The organism is Streptomyces sp. BK340, from assembly GCF_007827595.1.
Lineage (GTDB): Bacteria > Actinomycetota > Actinomycetes > Streptomycetales > Streptomycetaceae > Streptomyces.
On the sequence record NZ_VISR01000005.1, the window covers coordinates 83,947 to 101,283 of the forward strand.

The following is a 17,337-nucleotide window of genomic DNA, read 5'->3' on the forward strand; positions in this document are numbered from 1 at the left end:
CTCCTACGCCGCGACCAGGTACGAGAACACGGACTCGAGGGACTCGTCGGACGGCGAGACCGTGAGCAGCCGGATGCCGTGGTCGCGGGCGACCTTGGGCAGCAGGACGGTGAAGCGGCCGAAGTCGACGGCCTGGATGCGCAGGGCGCCCTCGGTGACGTCGACCTCGATGCCGGACGTCGACGGATCGGCGATCAGCGCGGCCGCGAGCGCGCGGTCGTCGCTGGAACGCACCAGGTAGCGGTGCGGGCGGTCGGTCATCAGCCGGCGGATCTTGCGGAAGTCGCCGCTGGCCGCGTGCCGCCCGGCGACGACGACCTCGATGTGCCAGGCGAGCTGCTCGACCTCTTCGAGGATGTGCGACGAGAACAGCACCGTGCGGCCCTCGTCGCCCATGCGCCGCAGCAGCTCCATGAGCTGCATGCGCTGGCGCGGGTCCATGCCGTTGAAGGGCTCGTCCAGCAGGAGCAGCGACGGGTCGTGCACCAGGGCGCTGGCCATCTTCACCCGCTGGCGCATGCCCTTGGAGTACGTCGAGATCTTGCGGTCCTGCGCGTACTCCATCTCGACCGTGGCCAGGGCCCGCGCGGCGGCCTTCGCGCCGAGGCCGTGCAACTCGGCGTTGGCGACGACGAACTCGCGGCCGGTGAGGAAGTCGTACATCGCCTCCCGCTCGGGGACGACACCGATGTGCTTGTAGATGGCCTCGTTGCGCCACACCTGCTGTCCGTCGAGGGTGACGGTGCCGGTGGAGGGGGCCAGGAAGCCGCCCATCATGTTGATGAGAGTGGACTTTCCGGCGCCGTTCGGGCCGAGCAGGCCGGTGACGCCGGGGCCGATGGTCATGGTGATGTCGTTGACGGCGACCACGTTGCCGAACCAGCGGGAGACGTGGTCGATGGACAGTGTGGTCACAGTCCCACCTTCCGGTAGCGGCGCACGAGGAGGCCGTAGCTGGCGGCGATGAGGCCCAGGACGACGAGGACGTAGACCGCGCCCTCCCCGTTGGTGGGTCCGACCGCTCCGGGGAACGACGAACTCGCGCCGAGGAACGCGGACTGCACTCCGTCGATGAGCGTGACGGGAGAGAAGAGGCCGATCCAGGGGATGGCGCCCGTGCTGTTCTGCGCCTCCGCGATGGCCTGGAGCGTGGAGACCGCGCCGTAGGAGATCGTCATGACGGCGATGACGGCCGCGATGCCGAAGCCGCGCCGCGGGGTCACCGAGGCGATGACCAGACCGATACCGGCGAAGAGCAGCGAGAGCAGTGCCACGGAGACGATTCCCTGTGCGAATCCCTTGGTCTGGTCGGCGAAGTCCAGCTTGGCCAGCAGCGCGCCGACGTAGAGCACGAGCAGCGGGGCCGCGGTGAGGACGAACAGTGCCGAGGCCAGCGCCGCGTACTTCGCGCGCACGTAGTCGGCGGTCTCGATCGGCCGCGAGAAGTACAGCGGCACGGTCTTGAAGCGCAGGTCGCGCGAGACGGACTGGGGCGCCTGCGAGGCGACGTACAGGCTGATGACGGCCTGCAGGAGGATCGCGTAGCGCGTGTAGTCGACGGGCAGGTCCTTCGCCTTCGTGGCGACCGCGACGGCGACCATGATGGCCGCGGGCACGCACATCACCACGAACAGCAGCATCGGCAGCACCTTGGACTTGACCGAGCGGCCGAGGCCGTACGCGCCGCGCAGGGACTGCGAGTAGAGCGAGCGGGTGGCGTAGGAGCGGCCGAGGCGGGGGCCGTCGTAGTTGCGGTAGCCGATGTTGTGGATCCGGGTCTGGTCACCCGGCGGTGCGACGGTTGTCGGCATGGGCTGCTCAACTGCCATGGACGGCCGCCTCCTTCCGCTGTTCTTCCCCGCTCGTGAAGACCTCCGAGATGTGGTGCCGGCGCTGCTCCATGCGCACCAGCCCGAGGCCCAGGTCGGCGACGGTGTCCCGCACCAGGTCGTACGTCTGGTCGCCCTGCGCGGTGAGCAGCAGGATGTGCCCGGCGCCGGGGAGGCCGCTGCTGTCGTCGGTGTCCACCCCGCGCGCGAGGAGCGCCTCGCGGACCGCGCGGGTGCCGTCGGGGTGTTCGTCGCTGTCGGTGACCTCGATCGCGAGGGTCGTCGTGGTCTGCGTGAAGTCCGTGGTGGAGCTGGAACGCAGCAGCTTGCCGCCGTCGACGACGACGACGTGGTCGCAGGTGCGCTCGAGTTCGCCCAGCAGGTGGGAGGTGACCAGGACCGAGATGCCGAAGTCGGTGTGGATGCGGCGGATCAGACCGAGCATCTCGTCGCGGCCGACCGGGTCGAGGCCGTTGGTCGGCTCGTCCAGGAAGACCAGCTGCGGGTCGTGCACCAGGGCCTGGGCGAGCTTCACGCGCTGCTTCATACCGGTGGAGTAACCGCCGATGGGGCGGTAGCGCTCCTCGTACAGGCCGACATGGCGCAGGGTGTCCGCGGTGCGCTCGCGTGCCGCGGTGGGCGGCAGGCCGGACATGCGGGCCATGTGGACGACGAACTCGGTGGCCGAGACGTCGGGCGGCAGGCAGTCGTGCTCCGGCATGTACCCCACGCGCTCGCGGATGTCGCCGCCCTTGGTGGCGACATCCAGACCGAGCACCTCGGCACGGCCCTCCGTGGCGGGGGACAGACCCAGCAGGATCTTGATCAGGGTGGACTTGCCGGCGCCGTTGGCTCCGACGAGTCCGGTCACACCGGGTCCGATGTCCACGGACAGCCGGTCGAGCGCGGTCACCCGGGGGAACCGCTTGCTCAGGCTTTCGGTCGCGATCACAGTCACGTCATCGAAGGTAGTGATCCGGACCACGCCGGTCGTCAGACCTCAGAGCCGTCTTCGCGTCAGACTCGAGTATTACGGGACCCTGAGGGTTCCCCTGCCTGAGAGCTATCCACGGCAGCTCACCGAGCGTTGTCCACAGCCTCGATCCCGCCTATTGACGCCGCCTCTAACAACTGTCACATTCACCAGTGTCAAGTTACGGACGCGTACCGCAGTCGACGGGACGGGGCGGCATGGCGACGGCAGTGAGCAGCGAACTCTCCGTGGAGTTGCAGGGGTTCAGGCGTGTGCAGCGCCTCGCGTACGAGTGCGCGGAGGCGGTCGCGGCACGCCTGGAGCCGGGTGTGACCGAGCGCGAGGCGGCGCGGATGCAGCGCGAGTGGCTGCGCGAGCGCGGGGTGCGGGACTGGTTCCACCTGCCCTTCGCCTGGTTCGGCGACCGCACGGCGTTCGTTAACTTCCGCATCCCGCTGCAGTTCTTCCCGACCGACCGCGCCCTGGAGCCCGGGATGCCGTTCATCCTGGACATGGCCCCGGTCTACGAGGGGTACACGGCCGACATCGGCTACTCGGGCTCGCTCGGCGTCGACCCGGTGCAGGACCGGCTGATGGCCGACCTGGAGGCGCACCGGGAACTGCTCCTGCGCGAGGTGCGCGAGCGGCGGCCACTGCGGGAGATCTACGAGGACGTGGACCGCCTCATGGTCCGCCAGGGCTACGCCAACCGGCACCGGGCGTACCCGTTCGGCGTGATCGCCCACAAGGTGGACCGGGTGAAGCAGCGCCGCTGGTCACCCCATCTGTTCGGGTTCGGCACACAGTCCCTGAAGGGCCTGGCCGCCGACGCCCTGCACGGCCACCGCGAGGGCTGGTCGCCCCTGTGGTCGCCGTACCGCTTCTCCGACCACCCGCCGCAGCCGGGCCTGTGGGCGGTCGAACCCCACCTCGGCTTCCGGGGTACGGGCGCGAAGTTCGAGGAGATCCTGGTGGTCACCGACTCCCGGGACCCCGAGCAGAGCGCGTTCTGGCTGGACGACGATCTGCCGCACGTGCGGCGCTGGGCGGAGGCGAAGTGACGCTGAAGGGTGCGCGTGAGCGCCGGGTGCACACCGGCGGGGTGGAGCTGTGCGTGGCCGAGCTGGGTGCCCCGGAGCAGCCGACGGTCGTCCTGGTGCACGGCTACCCGGACAGCAAGGAGGTCTGGTCGCAGGTCGCCGGCCGTCTCGCCGACCACTTCCACGTCGTGCTGTACGACGTCCGGGGCCACGGCCGCTCCACGGCACCGAAGCCGCTGCGCGGCGGCTTCACCCTGGCGAAGCTCACGGACGACTTCCTGGCGGTCGTGGACGCGGTGAGCCCGGACCGCCCGGTGCACGTCGTCGGGCACGACTGGGGCTCGGTGCAGTCCTGGGAGTTCGTCACGGTGGGCCGCACGGAGGGCCGTATCGCCTCCTTCACGTCGATGTCCGGCCCCTCCCTGGACCATTTCGGGCACTGGATCAACGCGCGCGTGAAGCGACCCACGCCCCGCAGGGTGGGCCAGCTCCTCGGACAGGGCGCCAAGTCCTGGTACGTCTACATGCTGCACACCCCCGCCCTGCCGGAACTGGCCTGGCGCGGCCCGCTCGGCAAGCGCTGGCCGAAGATCCTCCAGCGGACCGAAGGGGTTCCCGCCGGCGACTACCCGACCCCCTCCCTCCCCTCCGACGCGGCGCACGGTGCCTGGCTGTACCGGGACAACGTCCGCGCCCGGCTGCTGAGGCCCCGCACGGACGCGTTCGCGCACGCGCCCGTGCAGCTCATCACGCCCCAGGGGGACGCGTTCCTGTCGGAGCGCCTGTACGACGACCTGGAGGAGTGGGTGCCGCAGCTGACCCGGCGCACGCTCCCGGCCAAGCACTGGATCCCGCGTACACGTCCCGACCAGGTCGCCGCCTGGATCGGGGAGTTCGTGACCGGCGTCGAGGGCGGCCGCCCGGCGCCCAAGGCCGCCGGCCGCCATGCGGACCGGTTCGGCGGGCAGTTGGTGCTGGTCACCGGAGCGGGCAGCGGCATCGGCCGGGCCACGGCGTTCGCCTTCGCGGAGGCGGGGGCGCGCGTGGTGGCCGTCGACCGCGATGCCGAGGCCGCCGCCCGTACCGCCGAGCTGTCCCGGCTCGTCGGCGCACCCAAGGCGTGGGCGGAGACGGCGGACGTCTCCGACGAACAGGCCATGGAGAAGCTCGCCGAGAAGGTGCACCGCGAGTACGGGGTGCTGGACGTGCTGGTCAACAACGCGGGGATCGGCCTGTCGGGCTCCTTCTTCACCACCACGACCGAGGACTGGCGCAAGGTCCTGGACGTCAACCTATGGGGTGTGATCCACGGCTGCCGCCTCTTCGGCGCGCGCATGGCCGAGCGCCGCCAGGGCGGCCACATCGTCAACATCGCGTCGGCGGCCGCCTACCAGCCGTCCCGCGCGCTGCCCGCGTACAGCACCTCCAAGGCGGCGGTCCTGATGCTCTCCGAGTGCCTGCGCGCCGAACTGGCCGGACAGGACATCGGAGTCACGGCGATCTGCCCCGGCTTCGTCAACACCAACATCACCTCCACCGCCCGCTTCACCGGAGTCGACGAGGCCGAGCAACGCCGTCGCCAGAAGCACTCCGCCCGCCTCTACGGCCTGCGCAACTACCCGCCGGAGAAGGTCGCCGAGGCCGTCCTGGACGCGGTGACCCACAACAAGGCGGTGGTACCGGTGACACCCGAGGCGAGGGGCGCACACCTTCTGTCGCGGTTCATGCCGGGGGTGTTGAGGGGGATCGCGCGAGTGGAGCCGAAGCTGTGACGCCTCCGGTGCCCCTCCGAGGGACCTCCGCATGACCGGTCCCCCGGCCCGACAGCCCTACCGCATCGAAGATCTGGCCCACCGCAGCCGCACCACCGTCAGAACCATCCGCGCCTACCAGGACAAGGGTCTCCTCCCGCGCCCCGAGCGCCGGGGCCGCGCCAACCTCTACTCCGACATCCACCTCACCCGTCTCCACCAGATCGCCCACCTCCTCGACCGCGGCTACACCCTCGCCTCGATCAAGGAACTCCTGGACGCCTGGGACACCGGCCGCGGCCTGGGCGGAGTCCTCGGCCTGGTCACCGAGGTGGAGGGCCCCTGGACCGACGAGGAGCCGGCCCGCATCACCCGCACCGAACTGGAGGCCCGCTTCGGCGGCGCCCCCGACGAGGACGCCGTGGCCGAGGCGGTCGAACTCGGCGTACTGGAACCAGTGGACGGTGCCCCCGACATCTTTCTGGTTCCGAGCCCCCAAGAGCTTTCCGTCGCAGCCGAGTTGCACGCCACCGGAGTCCCGCTCTCCGCGATCTCGGGCCACCTCAGGGAGTTGAGGGGTCAGGTGGAGCACATAGCCGCCCGTTTCCTGGAGTTCACCACCGAGTACGTCTTCGCCCGCTACCTCGACGATCCCACCCGCCGCACGGACGCCCACGCGGCGGAGGCGGCGTCGCTGGTACGCCGCCTCCGCCCCCTCGCCCAGCAGACCGTGGACGCCGAACTGGCGCGGGCCATGCGTGTGTTCGCGATCCAGCACCTGCGAACACGCCTCGGTGCCGAGGATCCGCCTGAACCGCCGGGCCGAACAGGTTCGGTCGACCTGCCCACGGAGACGATCACCGCTGTGGAGAACCTCGTTGGCCGCGCACACACGTCCGCGTTCATCGCACTGGCTGCCGAACGCGAAATCAGGGCAAGGGCGTTGGACGAACTGGCCTCATCCAATCGGTCCCGCAGCGAACTTGACGAATCACCCTGAACCGCACGCCAGTTGTCCACAATTTCTTCAATTCGCCTGTGGATAACTGCACTTGCTTGTGGATCAAACCCCGGAAAGAAAACAACCTGCGTGATCCGCGTCTCTCCAGCACTCTGGAGGCATGGAAGAAAGACGCACCGTGAAGGTGTCGAAGTACCTCTCGAAGCACCTCCGCCACCAGCCCGAGCGCATCGGCCTCGCACTCGACCCGGGCGGCTGGGTCGAGATCGACACACTGATCGCCGCGGCCGCCGCGCACGGGTTCCGGTTCACCCGTGAGGAGCTCGACCACGTGGTGGCCGCCAACGACAAGCAGCGCTTCGCGATCGAGGGCACGAGAATCCGCGCCAGCCAGGGCCACAGCATCGAGATCGACCTCGGCCTGCCCCCGGCGACCCCGCCGCCGTACCTCTACCACGGCACCGTGGCCGGCAGCCTGGACGCGATCCGTACCGAGGGCCTGCGGCCCATGAGCAGGCACGACGTCCACCTCTCGGCCGACCGCGAGACCGCGACCCGGGTCGGCGCCCGCCGCGGCCGCCCCGTCGTGCTCGCCGTGGACGCCGGCGCCATGCACCGCGACGGCCACGTGTTCCACGTCAGCGCGAACGGAGTGTGGCTCACCAAGGCGGTACCACCCCGCTATCTGCGGTTCTCTTGATCGCTTTCGGCCCCTGACGGCGGGCCCCGTACCCTCGGACTCATGAGTCTGCGTCTGAGCACCGTGATCCTGCCGTACCGCCGCTGGAGCGAAGGCGGCCGTTCGGCCTGGGTGCGGGCCGAGCAGCTCGGCTTCCACACCGCGTACACCTACGACCACCTGTCCTGGCGCAGCTTCCGCGACGGCCCGTGGTTCGGCGCCGTTCCGACGCTGACCGCCGCCGCGGCCGCCACCGACCGGCTCCGCCTCGGCACCCTGGTCACCTCGCCGAACTTCCGGCACCCGGTGACCCTCGCCAAGGAACTGATCTCCCTGGACGACATCTCCAGCGGCCGCATCACCCTCGGCATCGGCGCCGGCGGCACCGGCTTCGACGCGACCGCCCTCGGCCAGGAGCCGTGGACGCCGCGTGAGCGCGCCGACCGGTTCGCCGAGTTCGTGCCACTGCTCGACCGGCTGCTCACCGAGGACACGGTGACGCACGAGGGCCGGTTCTACTCGGCGCACGAGGCGCGCAACATCCCCGGCTGCGTGCAGCGGCCCCGGCTGCCCTTCGCGGTGGCGGCCACCGGCCCGCGCGGACTCAAGCTCGCCGCACGGCACGGCCAGGCATGGGTGACCACCGGCGACCCGAAGCTGTACGAGAACGGCACACCGGAGCAGTCGGTCGAGGCGCTGCGCGGACAGCTGGAGAAGCTGTCCGAGACGTGCGCGGCGATCGGCCGGGACGTGACCGGGCTGGAGAAGGTGCTGCTCACCGGCTTCACCCCGGACCGCGGCCGGCCGCTCGAATCCCTGGACGCCTTCGTGGACTTCGCCGGCCGTCACCAGGAGCTGGGCTTCACCGAGATCGTGATCCACTGGCCCATCCAGGACTCGGACTTCGCCGCGGACGAGAAGGTCTTCGAGCGGATCGCCATGGAGGCGCCCGCCCAGCTGGCGTGACCCGGTGACAGACGTCACCTGTCGGGCGTCTCCGATGTGTCTGTGGACTCATCTGTGCGGACTTCCGCACGGGCGTGCTGGCATATGCGCGAGAATGACCCGGTGACCTCAGCGACCAGACAGCCCGGTACCCCGGCCGCCGCTCTTCCGCCGCGGCTGATCGCCACCGACCTCGACGGCACTCTCCTGCGCGACGACAAGTCGGTCTCCCCGAGGACGGTCGCCGCGCTGGCCGCCGCCGAGGCCGCGGGCATCGAGGTCTTCTTCGTCACCGGCCGCCCGGCCCGCTGGATGAACGTCGTCAGCGACCACGTCCACGGCCACGGCCTGGCGATCTGCGGCAACGGCGCCGCCGTTGTCGACCTGCACGGCGGCCCCGGCGCCCACCGCTTCGTGAAAGTGCGCGAACTGGCCCGGGCGAACGCGCTGGACGCCGTACGAACGCTGCGTGACGCGGCACCCGGCACGGTGTTCGCCGTCGAGCAGACGTACGGCTTCCACCAGGAACCGGCCTATCCCAAGCTGCACATGGAGATACCGGACAACCTCCTGGCCGCCGAGGCCCTCCTCGCGGCCGACGGTCCGGACGCCGATCAGCCCGTGCTCAAGATCCTCGCCTACCACCCCGACCTCGACCCGGACGCCTTCCTGGCCCTCGCCCGCCTCGCGGTCGGCGACCGCGCCAACGTCACCCGCTCCAGCCCCAGCGCCCTGCTGGAACTCAGCGGCCCGGACGTCTCCAAGGCCAGCACGCTCGCCCTGTGCTGCGCCGAGCGCGGCATCACGCCCGAGGAGGTCGTCGCCTTCGGGGACATGCCCAACGACGTCGAGATGCTGACCTGGGCCGGCCAGTCGTACGCGATGGGCAACGCCCACCCGGACGTCATCGCCGCCGCCTCGGGCCGTACGGTCGCCAACAACGACGACGGCGTCGCGGTCGTGATCGAGCGAATGATCGCCGAACACGTCTGACGAAGGCACAGCCGGCAAGGAGCCGGGCGCGGCAGACGCATCCCGAGCGCAATCAGTCCACTCAGTCCACTCAGTCGCGAACGCTCGGGCGAGCCACTCGTGAGCCCGGGCGCGCCGCGGCGCGCCCGTCACCGCGCTCCCGCCGGCTCCTCCGCCGCCTTCTCTCGCCGCACCATGTCCCGCAGCGGCCCGTCCACGGCTGCCAGCTCCGCGTACCGCCCCCGCTGCACCACCTGGCCGGCATCGAGCACGACCACCTCGTCGACCGCGTCGAGCCCGGCCAGCCGGTGGGTGATCAGCAGGGTCGTACGGCCCTCCGTGGCGGCGAGCAGATCCACGGTGAGCGCGTCCGCCGTAGGCAGGTCCAGGTGCTCGGCGGGCTCGTCCAGGACGAGGACCGGGAAGTCGGCGAGGAGCGCGCGGGCCAGCGCGAGGCGCTGCCGCTGCCCTCCGGACAGCCGCGCCCCGTGCTCGCCGACCAGCGTGTCCAGCCCGTCGGGCAGCCCGTCCACCCAGTCCAGCAGCCGGGCCCGGGCCAGCGCGTCGCGCAGGTCGGCCTCAGTGGCGTCCTTCCGGGCCAGCAGCAGGTTCTCGCGCACGCTGCTGTCGAAGAGGTGCGCGTCCTGGGCGCACAGTCCGACGAGCCGTCGCACGTCGTCGTCGGCCAGGGAATACGCGTCCACACCGGCGAGCGTGTACGAGCCCGCTCGCGGGTCGAGGAACCTGAGGAGCACCTGGGCGAGGGTCGTCTTGCCGGATCCGGAGGGACCGACCACGGCGATCCGGCGGCCCTGCTCCAGCGTGAGGTCGAGACCGGCGAGCGCGTCCCGGTGCTGCCCCTCGTACCGGGCACCCAGGCCCCTGAGCACGACCGGGAAGGGCGAGGCGGGCGCCTGCCGGGGCCGCTCCGGCTCGCGTACGGGCTCCGGGGCGTCCAGCACCTCGAACACGCGCTCCGCGCTCCGGCGCACCCGCTGCCGGTAGCGCACGGCGAGCGGCAGCCCCAGTACGGACTCGAAGGCCGCCAGCGGGGTGAGGACCACCACGGCCATCGCCACGCCGCCGAGCCGGCCCGCGGCCACCGCCTGGGCGCCGAGCAGGGCTGCGGCGGTGACGGTCAGGCCGGAGAGCAGGGCGGTGAGCCCGTCACCGAGCGCGGTGACGGCGGCGGAGCGCGAGGCGATCCGGGTGAGCGTGCCGTCGGCCTGCCGGGCCGCGGCCGTACGCGCCGGCAGCGCGCCGGCGACGGTCAGCTCTGCGGTGCCGGTGAGCAGGTCGGTCACCCGGGTCGCGAGCTCTCCGCGGGCAGGTGCCAGCCGCCGCTCGGCCCGGCGGGCCGCGGCCGCGGTGACCAGGGGAACGCCGACGCCGGCCGCGAGGAGCCCGGCCGCGAGCGTCGCTCCGGCCTCCGGCAGCAGCCAGGCCGTGAAGGCGGCGGAGCCGGTCGAGACGGCGACCGCGACACCAGCGGGCAGCAGCCAGCGCAGCCAGTAGTCCTGGAGCGCGTCCACGTCGGCGACCAGCCGCGTGAGCAGATCGCCGCGGCGGGCCGTGCGCAGTCCCGCGGGCGCCAGTCGCTCCAGCCGCCGGTAGACGGCGACCCGGGTGTCGGCCAGCATCCGCAGCACGGCATCGTGCGACACCAGCCGCTCCGCGTACCGGAAGACGGCCCGCCCGATCCCGAAGGCCCGTGTCGCCGTCACGGCCACCATCAGGTACAGCACCGGCGGCTGCTGCGAGGCCCGCGAGATCAGCCAGCCGGAGGTGGCCATCAGCCCGACGGCACAGCCGAGCGCCAGACTCCCGAGCAGCAGCGCGAGCAGAAGCCGACCGCGCCGGGGCCCCGCGAGCCCTCGGACCCGGGCGAGTGCACTCCGCATGGGTGCTGCGGGCTGCCTGTGGGGGCCACTTGCCAAGTGACCGAGTCCGGAAGCTGGTGCGTCAGGACGGAGATCCAGGGTGCGGGCCCGGGGAGGGCGGCCGTCGGACCGCTGCGCCGAGGACTCCGAGCCCTCCAGCCGCACCACCCGGTCCGCCACTTCCAGCAGCGCCGGCCGGTGCACGACGAGCAGCACCGTGCGCCCCGCCGCAAGCCGCCGTACCGCCGCCACGACGTCAGCCTCGGTCGCGCCGTCCAGCGCGGCCGTCGGCTCGTCCAGCAGCAGCACGGGCCGGTCCGCGAGGAAGGCCCGGGCCAGCGCGAGCCGCTGCCGCTGCCCTGCGGACAGCCCGGCCCCGTCCTCGCCGAGCACCGTGTCGGACCCCTCGGGCAGCGCGTCCACGAACTCCAGCGCGCCCGCGTCCCCCAGCGCCCGGCGTACGGCGATGTCGTCCGCGTCGGGCCGGGCGAGCCGGACGTTCTCCGCGATGGTCCCGGCGTACAGGTGCGGCCGCTGGGGCACCCACGCGATCCGCGACCGCCACTTGGCCAGGTCGACGTCGGCGAGATCGGCTCCCCCGACCCGCACCCGGCCCTCGGCGGGCGGGACAAATCCCATCAGCACGTTCAGCAGCGTCGACTTGCCCGCGCCGCTCGGCCCGACCAGCGCCACGGTCTCCCCGTGCTCGACGGTGAACGACACCTCGCTCACGGCGTCCACCGACCGCCCCGGGTAGCGGACCGTCACCCCGTCGAAGGCCAGCGGGCCCTCGGGCACCGCCGCGGTGCCGCACGCCGGTACCGGCGTCTCCAACACGGCGAAGATCTCCTCCGCCGCGGCGAGCCCCTCTGCCGCCGCGTGGTACTGGGCACCCACCTGGCGCAGCGGCAGATACGCCTCGGGCGCCAGTACCAGGATGACCAGCCCGATGTACAGGTCCATGTCGCCGTGCACCAGACGCATGCCGATCGTGACGGCAACCAGCGCGACCGACAGTGTGGCCAGCAGCTCCAGGGCGAAGGAGGAGAGGAATGCGATCCGCAGGGTCCGCATGGTGGCCTGGCGGTACTCGCCGGTGATCCGGCGGATGGACTCGGCCTGCGCCTTGGCCCGGCCGAACACCTTCAGCGTGGGCAAACCGGCGACCACATCCAGGAAGTGGCCCGACAGCCGGGACAGCAGCCGCCACTGGCGGTCCATCCGGGACTGCGTGGCCCAGCCGATCAACACCATGAAGAGCGGAATCAGCGGCAGGGTACCGACGATGATCGCCGCCGACACCCAGTCCTCGGTGACGATCCGCGCCAGCACGGCCACCGGGACGACGACCGCCAGGCCCAACTGCGGGAGATAGCGCGAGAAGTAGTCGTCGAGGGCGTCGACCCCTCGCGTGGCCAGGTTGACCAGCGATCCGGTCCGCTGCCCGCTCAGCCACCCGGGGCCCAGCCGGGCCGCGCGATCCAGCAGCCGCCCCCGAAGCTCCGACTTCACGGCCGCGCTCGCGCGGTGTGCCGCGAGTTCGGTGAACCACGCGACAACCGATCGCCCCGCGGCCACCGCAGCCAACAGCAGCAGGGGAGTGCGCAGTTCGGCGACCGACTGCCCGTGCTGGAAGGCGCCGACCACCACCTCGGCGATGAGCATGGCCTGGGCGATCACCAGCCCGGCCCCGACGGCTCCGAGACCGACTACCGCCACCAGGAAGAGACGGGTGGCGCGGGCGTAGTGCAGGAGGCGCGGATCGATTGGTTTCACGTGGAACATGCCCTTCGGTCCAGAGGGTGTGTTTCACGTGAAACACACCCTCGGCGGACTCAGTGTGCGGCAGCGTCAGGAGCGATGTGCTGCGTGCCGATCCGCTTGCGGAACACCCAGTAGGTCCAGCTCTGGTAGAGCAGGACGAGCGGTGTGGCGATGGCCGCGCACCACGTCATGATCTTCAGGGTGTACGGGCTCGACGAGGCGTTGGTGACCGTCAGGCTCCAGTCCCCGTTGAGCGTGGACGGCATGACGTTCGGGAAGAGTGACAGGAAGAGCATCGCCACCGACGCCACGATGGTCACGCCGGACAGCGCGAACGCCCATCCCTCGCGCCCCGTCTGATTGGCCACCAGAGCTGCCACCAGGGCGGCGACCGCCACGATCAGGGCGACCAGGCTCTTGCCGTCACCGTGGTCGGCCTGCGTCCACAGCAGGAAGGCGAGCGCCAGGGCAGCCGTCACGAGACCGACCCACAGCGCCAGCTTCCGTGCCCGCAGCCGGATGTCCCCGACGGTCTTCAGCGTCGTGAAGACCGCCCCGTGGAAGGTGAAGAGCGTGAGCGTCACCATGCCGCCGAGCAGGGCGTAGGGGTTGAGCAGGTCGCCGACGCTGCCGACGTACTCGAAGTGCTGGTCGATCTTCACCCCCCGCACGATGTTCCCGAAGGCCACGCCCCACAGGAACGCCGGGATGAGCGAGGTCCAGAAGATGGCCGTCTCCCAGTTGCGCTGCCAGTTCTCCTCGGGTCGCTTCGCCCGGTACTCGAAGGCCACACCCCGGACGATCAGGCAGACCAGGATGACCAGCAGCGGCAGATAGAAGCCGGAGAAGAGGGTCGCGTACCAATCCGGGAAGGCGGCGAAGGTCGCACCTCCCGCCGTGAGCAGCCACACCTCGTTGCCGTCCCAGACGGGCCCGATGGTGTTGATCAGTACTCGGCGCTCGGGCCGGTTCCGGGCGAGCAGCTTGGTGAGGATGCCGATCCCGAAGTCGAAGCCCTCCAGGAAGAAGTAGCCGGTCCACAGGACGGCGATGAGGACGAACCAGACGTCGTGAAGTTCCATGACTGTTCCCCCGGCCTAGTACGAGAAGGCCATCGGCTTGTCGGCGTCACGGGTGTCGCCGCCGATCTTCGTGGGCGGGTTGAGGTCGGCCTCGGTCAGCTCGGGCGGGCCGGCCTTGACGTACTTCACCAGCAGCTTGACCTCGACGACGGCGAGGATCGCGTACAGCGCGGTGAAGACGATCATCGAGGTGAGGACCTCCCCCTGGGAGACACCGGGGGAGACCGCGTCCCGGGTCTGCAGGACGCCGTAGACGACCCACGGCTGACGGCCCATCTCGGTGAAGATCCAGCCCCAGGAGTTGGCGATCAGAGGGAAGGCCAGGGTCCAGATCGCGATGCGCCAGTACCAGATGGTCAGCGTCGGGCCGAGCGCCTTGCTCCGGAACAGCACCAGGTGCGGCACCTCGTCGTCACCGACCCTCAGGTGCTGCGGCAGCATGAACTTCTTCCGGGTGAGCCACAGTCCGGCGAGGCCGATGGCGAAGGAGGCCATGCCGAAGCCGATCATCCAGCGGAAGCCCCAGAAGGCCACCGGGATGTTGGGCCGGTAGTCGCCGGGCCCGAACTTCTGCTGCTCGGCCTTGTTGACGTCGTTGATACCGGGGACGTACGAGGTGAAGTCGTCGTTGGCGAGGAAGGACAGCAGGCCCGGGATCTCTATCGCCACGGTGTTGTGGCTCTTCTCGACGTCTCCGTAGGCGAAGATCGAGAACGGTGCCGGCTTCTGGCCGTCCCACAGCGCCTCGGCGGCAGCCATCTTCATGGGCTGCTGCTTGAACATGACCTTGCCGAGCACGTCACCGCTGACCGCGGTGAGCAGGCCGGCGATGACCACCGTGATCAGACCCAGCCGCAGCGAGGTCTTCATCTCGCGGATGTGCCGCTTACGGGTCAGGTGGTAGGCGGAGATGCCGACCATGAAGGCGCCGCCGGTCAGGAAGGCCGCGGAGAGGGTGTGGAAGGCCTGACTGAGCGCGGTGTTCTGGGTCAGGACGTGCCAGAAGTCCGTGAGCTCGGCCCGGCCCTTCACCTTGTTGATCCGGTAGCCGACAGGGTGCTGCATCCAGGAGTTGGCCGCCAGGATGAAGTACGCCGACAGGATCGTGCCGATCGAGACCATCCAGATGCAGGCCAGGTGGATCTTCTTGGGCAGCTTGTCCCAGCCGAAGATCCACAGTCCGATGAAGGTGGACTCGAAGAAGAACGCGATCAGGGCCTCGAAGGCGAGCGGGGCGCCGAAGACGTCACCGACGAAGCGTGAGTAGTCCGACCAGTTCATGCCGAACTGGAACTCCTGCACGATGCCGGTGACCACACCCATCGCGATGTTGATCAGGAAGAGCTTGCCCCAGAACTTCGTGGCCCTGAGGTACTTCTCCTTCTCCGTGCGCACCCAGGCCGTCTGGAGCCCGGCCGTGAGGGCGGCCAGGGAGATCGTCAGGGGGACGAACAGGAAGTGGTAGACGGTGGTGATGCCGAACTGCCATCGCGCCAGTGTCTCCGGCGCCAGAGCCAGGTCCACGTCGTCACTCTCCTTACTACGCCGTGGTACTGCGGCGGTTTGCCCCTCTTGTCACGCACATAGAGGAGCAAACGGGATGCGCTTGTGAACGCGTTCACATTCACAAGCCATTATGACCTACTGATTTTCGGCAACCAACGGGGGGTCCCCCCCTTCGCCGCACCGTCAAGGTCTTGGCAGGGACTTCAACATCTTGTTGAATTGCGCGCCATGCAGATACGGATCTCCTGGCCCGCGGGCAACATCACCGCGACCCTCGACGACACACCGACCACCCTGGCCCTCGGCAAGGCCCTGCCGCTCGCCTCAGCCGCCCGCACCTGGGGCGAGGAGGTGTATTTCGACACAGGCATCACCGTTTCACGTGAAACGGACGCCCGGCAGGTCGTGGAGCCGGGCACGGTGGCCTTCTGGACGGACGGCGACGCTCTCGCACTCCCCTACGGGCCCACGCCCATCTCACGAGGCGACGAGTGCCGGCTCGCGAGCCCGTGCAACGTCCTGGGACGCCTGGACGGGGACGCCGCGGTCCTGGCGACCGTGCGGGACGGCGACCCCGTACGCGTGGAACTGATCCACGAATAGGCGCTGAAAGACGAGTAGGCCCCGCACACGCGAGGCCCACCCGGAACCGCTTCGGCACTCCCTGCGGAGCCCGCTCAGATCTCCTTGTGGAACGCTTCCGCCACCTTCAGGAAGATGTCGTTCGCCTCGGTCTCGCCGATCGTCACCCGCACACCCTCGCCCGGGAACGGCCGGACCACCACACCGTGCTCCTCACAGGCCGCCGCGAACGCGACCGTGCGCTCCCCCAGCCGCAGCCACACGAAGTTGGCCTGGGTCTCCGGGACCGTCCAGCCCTGGGCGCGCAGCGAGTCGACCACGCGCGTGCGCTCGCACACCAGCGAGCCGACCCTGCCCAGCAGCTCGTCCTCGGCCCGCAGCGAGGCGATCGCCGCCTCCTGCGCGAGCTGGCTGACACCGAAGGGCACCGCCGTCTTGCGCAGCGCCGCCGCCACCGGGTCGTGCGCGATCGCAAAACCGACGCGCAGCCCAGCGAGTCCGTAGGCCTTCGAGAACGTACGCAGGACACAGACGTTGGGGCGGTTCCGGTACAGCTCGACGCCGTCGGGCACCTCGGGGTCGCGGATGAACTCCCGGTAGGCCTCGTCCAGCACCACCAGCACATCGCCGGGCACCCGGTCGAGGAACCGCTCCAGCTCCGCGCGACGGACCACCGTGCCGGTCGGGTTGTTCGGGTTGCAGACGAAGATCAGACGCGTCCGGTCGGTGATCGCCTCCGCCATCGCGTCCAGATCGTGCACATCGCCCGGAGTGAGCGGCACCTGCACCGACCGGGCGCCGCTGATCTGCGTGATGATCGGGTACGCCTCGAAGGACCGCCAGGCGTAGATCACCTCGTCGCCGGGGCCGCTGGTGGCCTGGATCAGCTGCTGGGCGACACCCACCGAGCCGGTGCCGGTGGCCAGGTGGGAGAGCGGGACACCGAAGCGCTCCGACAGCTCGTTCATCAGGCCCGTGCAGGCCATGTCCGGGTAACGGTTGAAGCTGGAGGCAGCCGCGGTCACGCTCTCCATCACGCCGGGCAGCGGCGGATACGGATTCTCGTTGGAGGAGAGCTTGTAGGCGACCGGCCCGCCGGCCGCGGCGGGCTTGCCCGGCTTGTAGGTGGGGATACCCTCCAGCTCGGCGCGCAGCTTCGGGCTCATCTCGCTCACCGCAGTCCTCCTCGCGACCACCGGCGGACCGTCGACGCCGCCGGCTTTCAATACTCCACACCTTATGAGGATTCGGCCTCCCTGCGAACAGATGCGGGGCACGAAGACGCGAACCTCATAGGCCCCACCGGCATCAGGGGCATCACCAGACGAAGGCGTACGTATCGGGGGGGCGCGCCGCACATATATCTACGCGCC

14 protein-coding genes are annotated in these 17,337 nt (G+C 70.3%); 7 read left to right on the forward strand and 7 right to left on the reverse strand.

What is annotated here, in order from left to right; translation table 11 throughout:
* Positions 1-3: 3 nt before the first annotated feature.
* The 3 genes from FB157_RS12235 to FB157_RS12245 are packed head-to-tail and all read right to left on the reverse strand — an operon-like array spanning position 4 to position 2,781.
* Positions 4-915: an ABC transporter ATP-binding protein gene (locus tag FB157_RS12235; protein WP_145878859.1), complete on the reverse strand. Its 912-nt coding sequence runs from the start codon at positions 913-915 to the stop codon at positions 4-6.
* Complete coding sequence (locus FB157_RS12240) at positions 912-1,829, reverse strand: ABC transporter permease (protein ID WP_145878861.1); 918 nt, start codon at positions 1,827-1,829, stop codon at positions 912-914. Before FB157_RS12240 ends, FB157_RS12235 begins: the two co-directional genes overlap by 4 nt.
* Complete coding sequence (locus FB157_RS12245; RefSeq protein WP_145879411.1) at positions 1,819-2,781, reverse strand: ABC transporter ATP-binding protein; 963 nt, start codon at positions 2,779-2,781, stop codon at positions 1,819-1,821. The genes FB157_RS12240 and FB157_RS12245 overlap by 11 nt, the downstream gene beginning before the upstream one ends.
* A 239-nt stretch (positions 2,782-3,020) precedes the next feature.
* On the opposite strand from FB157_RS12245, the gene FB157_RS12250 reads away from it, so the two are divergent.
* The 6 genes from FB157_RS12250 (at position 3,021) to FB157_RS12275 (ending at position 9,171) form a co-directional block, all read left to right on the forward strand.
* Positions 3,021-3,863: a M24 family metallopeptidase gene (locus FB157_RS12250; protein ID WP_145878863.1), complete on the forward strand. Its 843-nt coding sequence runs from the start codon at positions 3,021-3,023 to the stop codon at positions 3,861-3,863.
* A complete protein-coding gene (locus FB157_RS12255) occupies positions 3,860-5,614 on the forward strand; it encodes an SDR family oxidoreductase (protein WP_186581470.1) in 1,755 nt (584 codons plus the stop codon). The genes FB157_RS12250 and FB157_RS12255 overlap by 4 nt, the downstream gene beginning before the upstream one ends.
* 31 nt (positions 5,615-5,645) lie before the next feature.
* Positions 5,646-6,593, forward strand: coding sequence for a MerR family transcriptional regulator (locus FB157_RS12260; RefSeq protein ID WP_145878866.1), 948 nt, complete (start codon positions 5,646-5,648; stop codon positions 6,591-6,593).
* A 121-nt stretch (positions 6,594-6,714) separates the two neighbouring features.
* Entirely contained in the window at positions 6,715-7,254 is a 540-nt protein-coding gene (locus FB157_RS12265) for an RNA 2'-phosphotransferase (protein WP_145878868.1), read from the forward strand.
* 42 nt (positions 7,255-7,296) lie between these two features.
* On the forward strand, positions 7,297-8,199 hold the full coding sequence (locus FB157_RS12270) for an LLM class flavin-dependent oxidoreductase (RefSeq protein WP_145878870.1): 903 nt from the start codon (positions 7,297-7,299) through the stop codon (positions 8,197-8,199).
* 84 nt (positions 8,200-8,283) lie between these two features.
* Entirely contained in the window at positions 8,284-9,171 is an 888-nt protein-coding gene (locus FB157_RS12275) for a Cof-type HAD-IIB family hydrolase (RefSeq protein ID WP_186581471.1), read from the forward strand.
* Between the two features lie 128 nt (positions 9,172-9,299).
* Here the strand turns inward: FB157_RS12275 and cydD are convergent, their stop codons facing one another.
* The 3 genes from cydD to FB157_RS12290 are packed head-to-tail and all read right to left on the reverse strand — an operon-like array spanning position 9,300 to position 15,400.
* Positions 9,300-12,806, reverse strand: coding sequence for a thiol reductant ABC exporter subunit CydD (cydD, locus tag FB157_RS12280; protein ID WP_145878873.1), 3,507 nt, complete (start codon positions 12,804-12,806; stop codon positions 9,300-9,302).
* Positions 12,807-12,865: 59 nt separating this feature from the next.
* Positions 12,866-13,876 carry a cytochrome d ubiquinol oxidase subunit II gene (gene cydB, locus FB157_RS12285; RefSeq protein ID WP_145878875.1) on the reverse strand — a complete coding sequence of 337 codons (1,011 nt, stop codon included), beginning with the start codon at positions 13,874-13,876 and terminating at the stop codon, positions 12,866-12,868.
* A 15-nt stretch (positions 13,877-13,891) separates the two neighbouring features.
* Positions 13,892-15,400: a cytochrome ubiquinol oxidase subunit I gene (locus FB157_RS12290; RefSeq protein ID WP_145878878.1), complete on the reverse strand. Its 1,509-nt coding sequence runs from the start codon at positions 15,398-15,400 to the stop codon at positions 13,892-13,894.
* Between the two features lie 210 nt (positions 15,401-15,610).
* Here FB157_RS12290 and FB157_RS12295 point away from each other — a divergent pair, with 210 nt between their 5' ends.
* A complete protein-coding gene (locus FB157_RS12295) occupies positions 15,611-15,985 on the forward strand; it encodes a cyclophilin-like fold protein (protein ID WP_145878880.1) in 375 nt (124 codons plus the stop codon).
* 74 nt (positions 15,986-16,059) lie between these two features.
* Here the strand turns inward: FB157_RS12295 and hisC are convergent, their stop codons facing one another.
* Entirely contained in the window at positions 16,060-17,139 is a 1,080-nt protein-coding gene (gene hisC / locus FB157_RS12300; RefSeq protein ID WP_145878882.1) for a histidinol-phosphate transaminase, read from the reverse strand.
* Positions 17,140-17,337 lie beyond the last annotated feature (198 nt).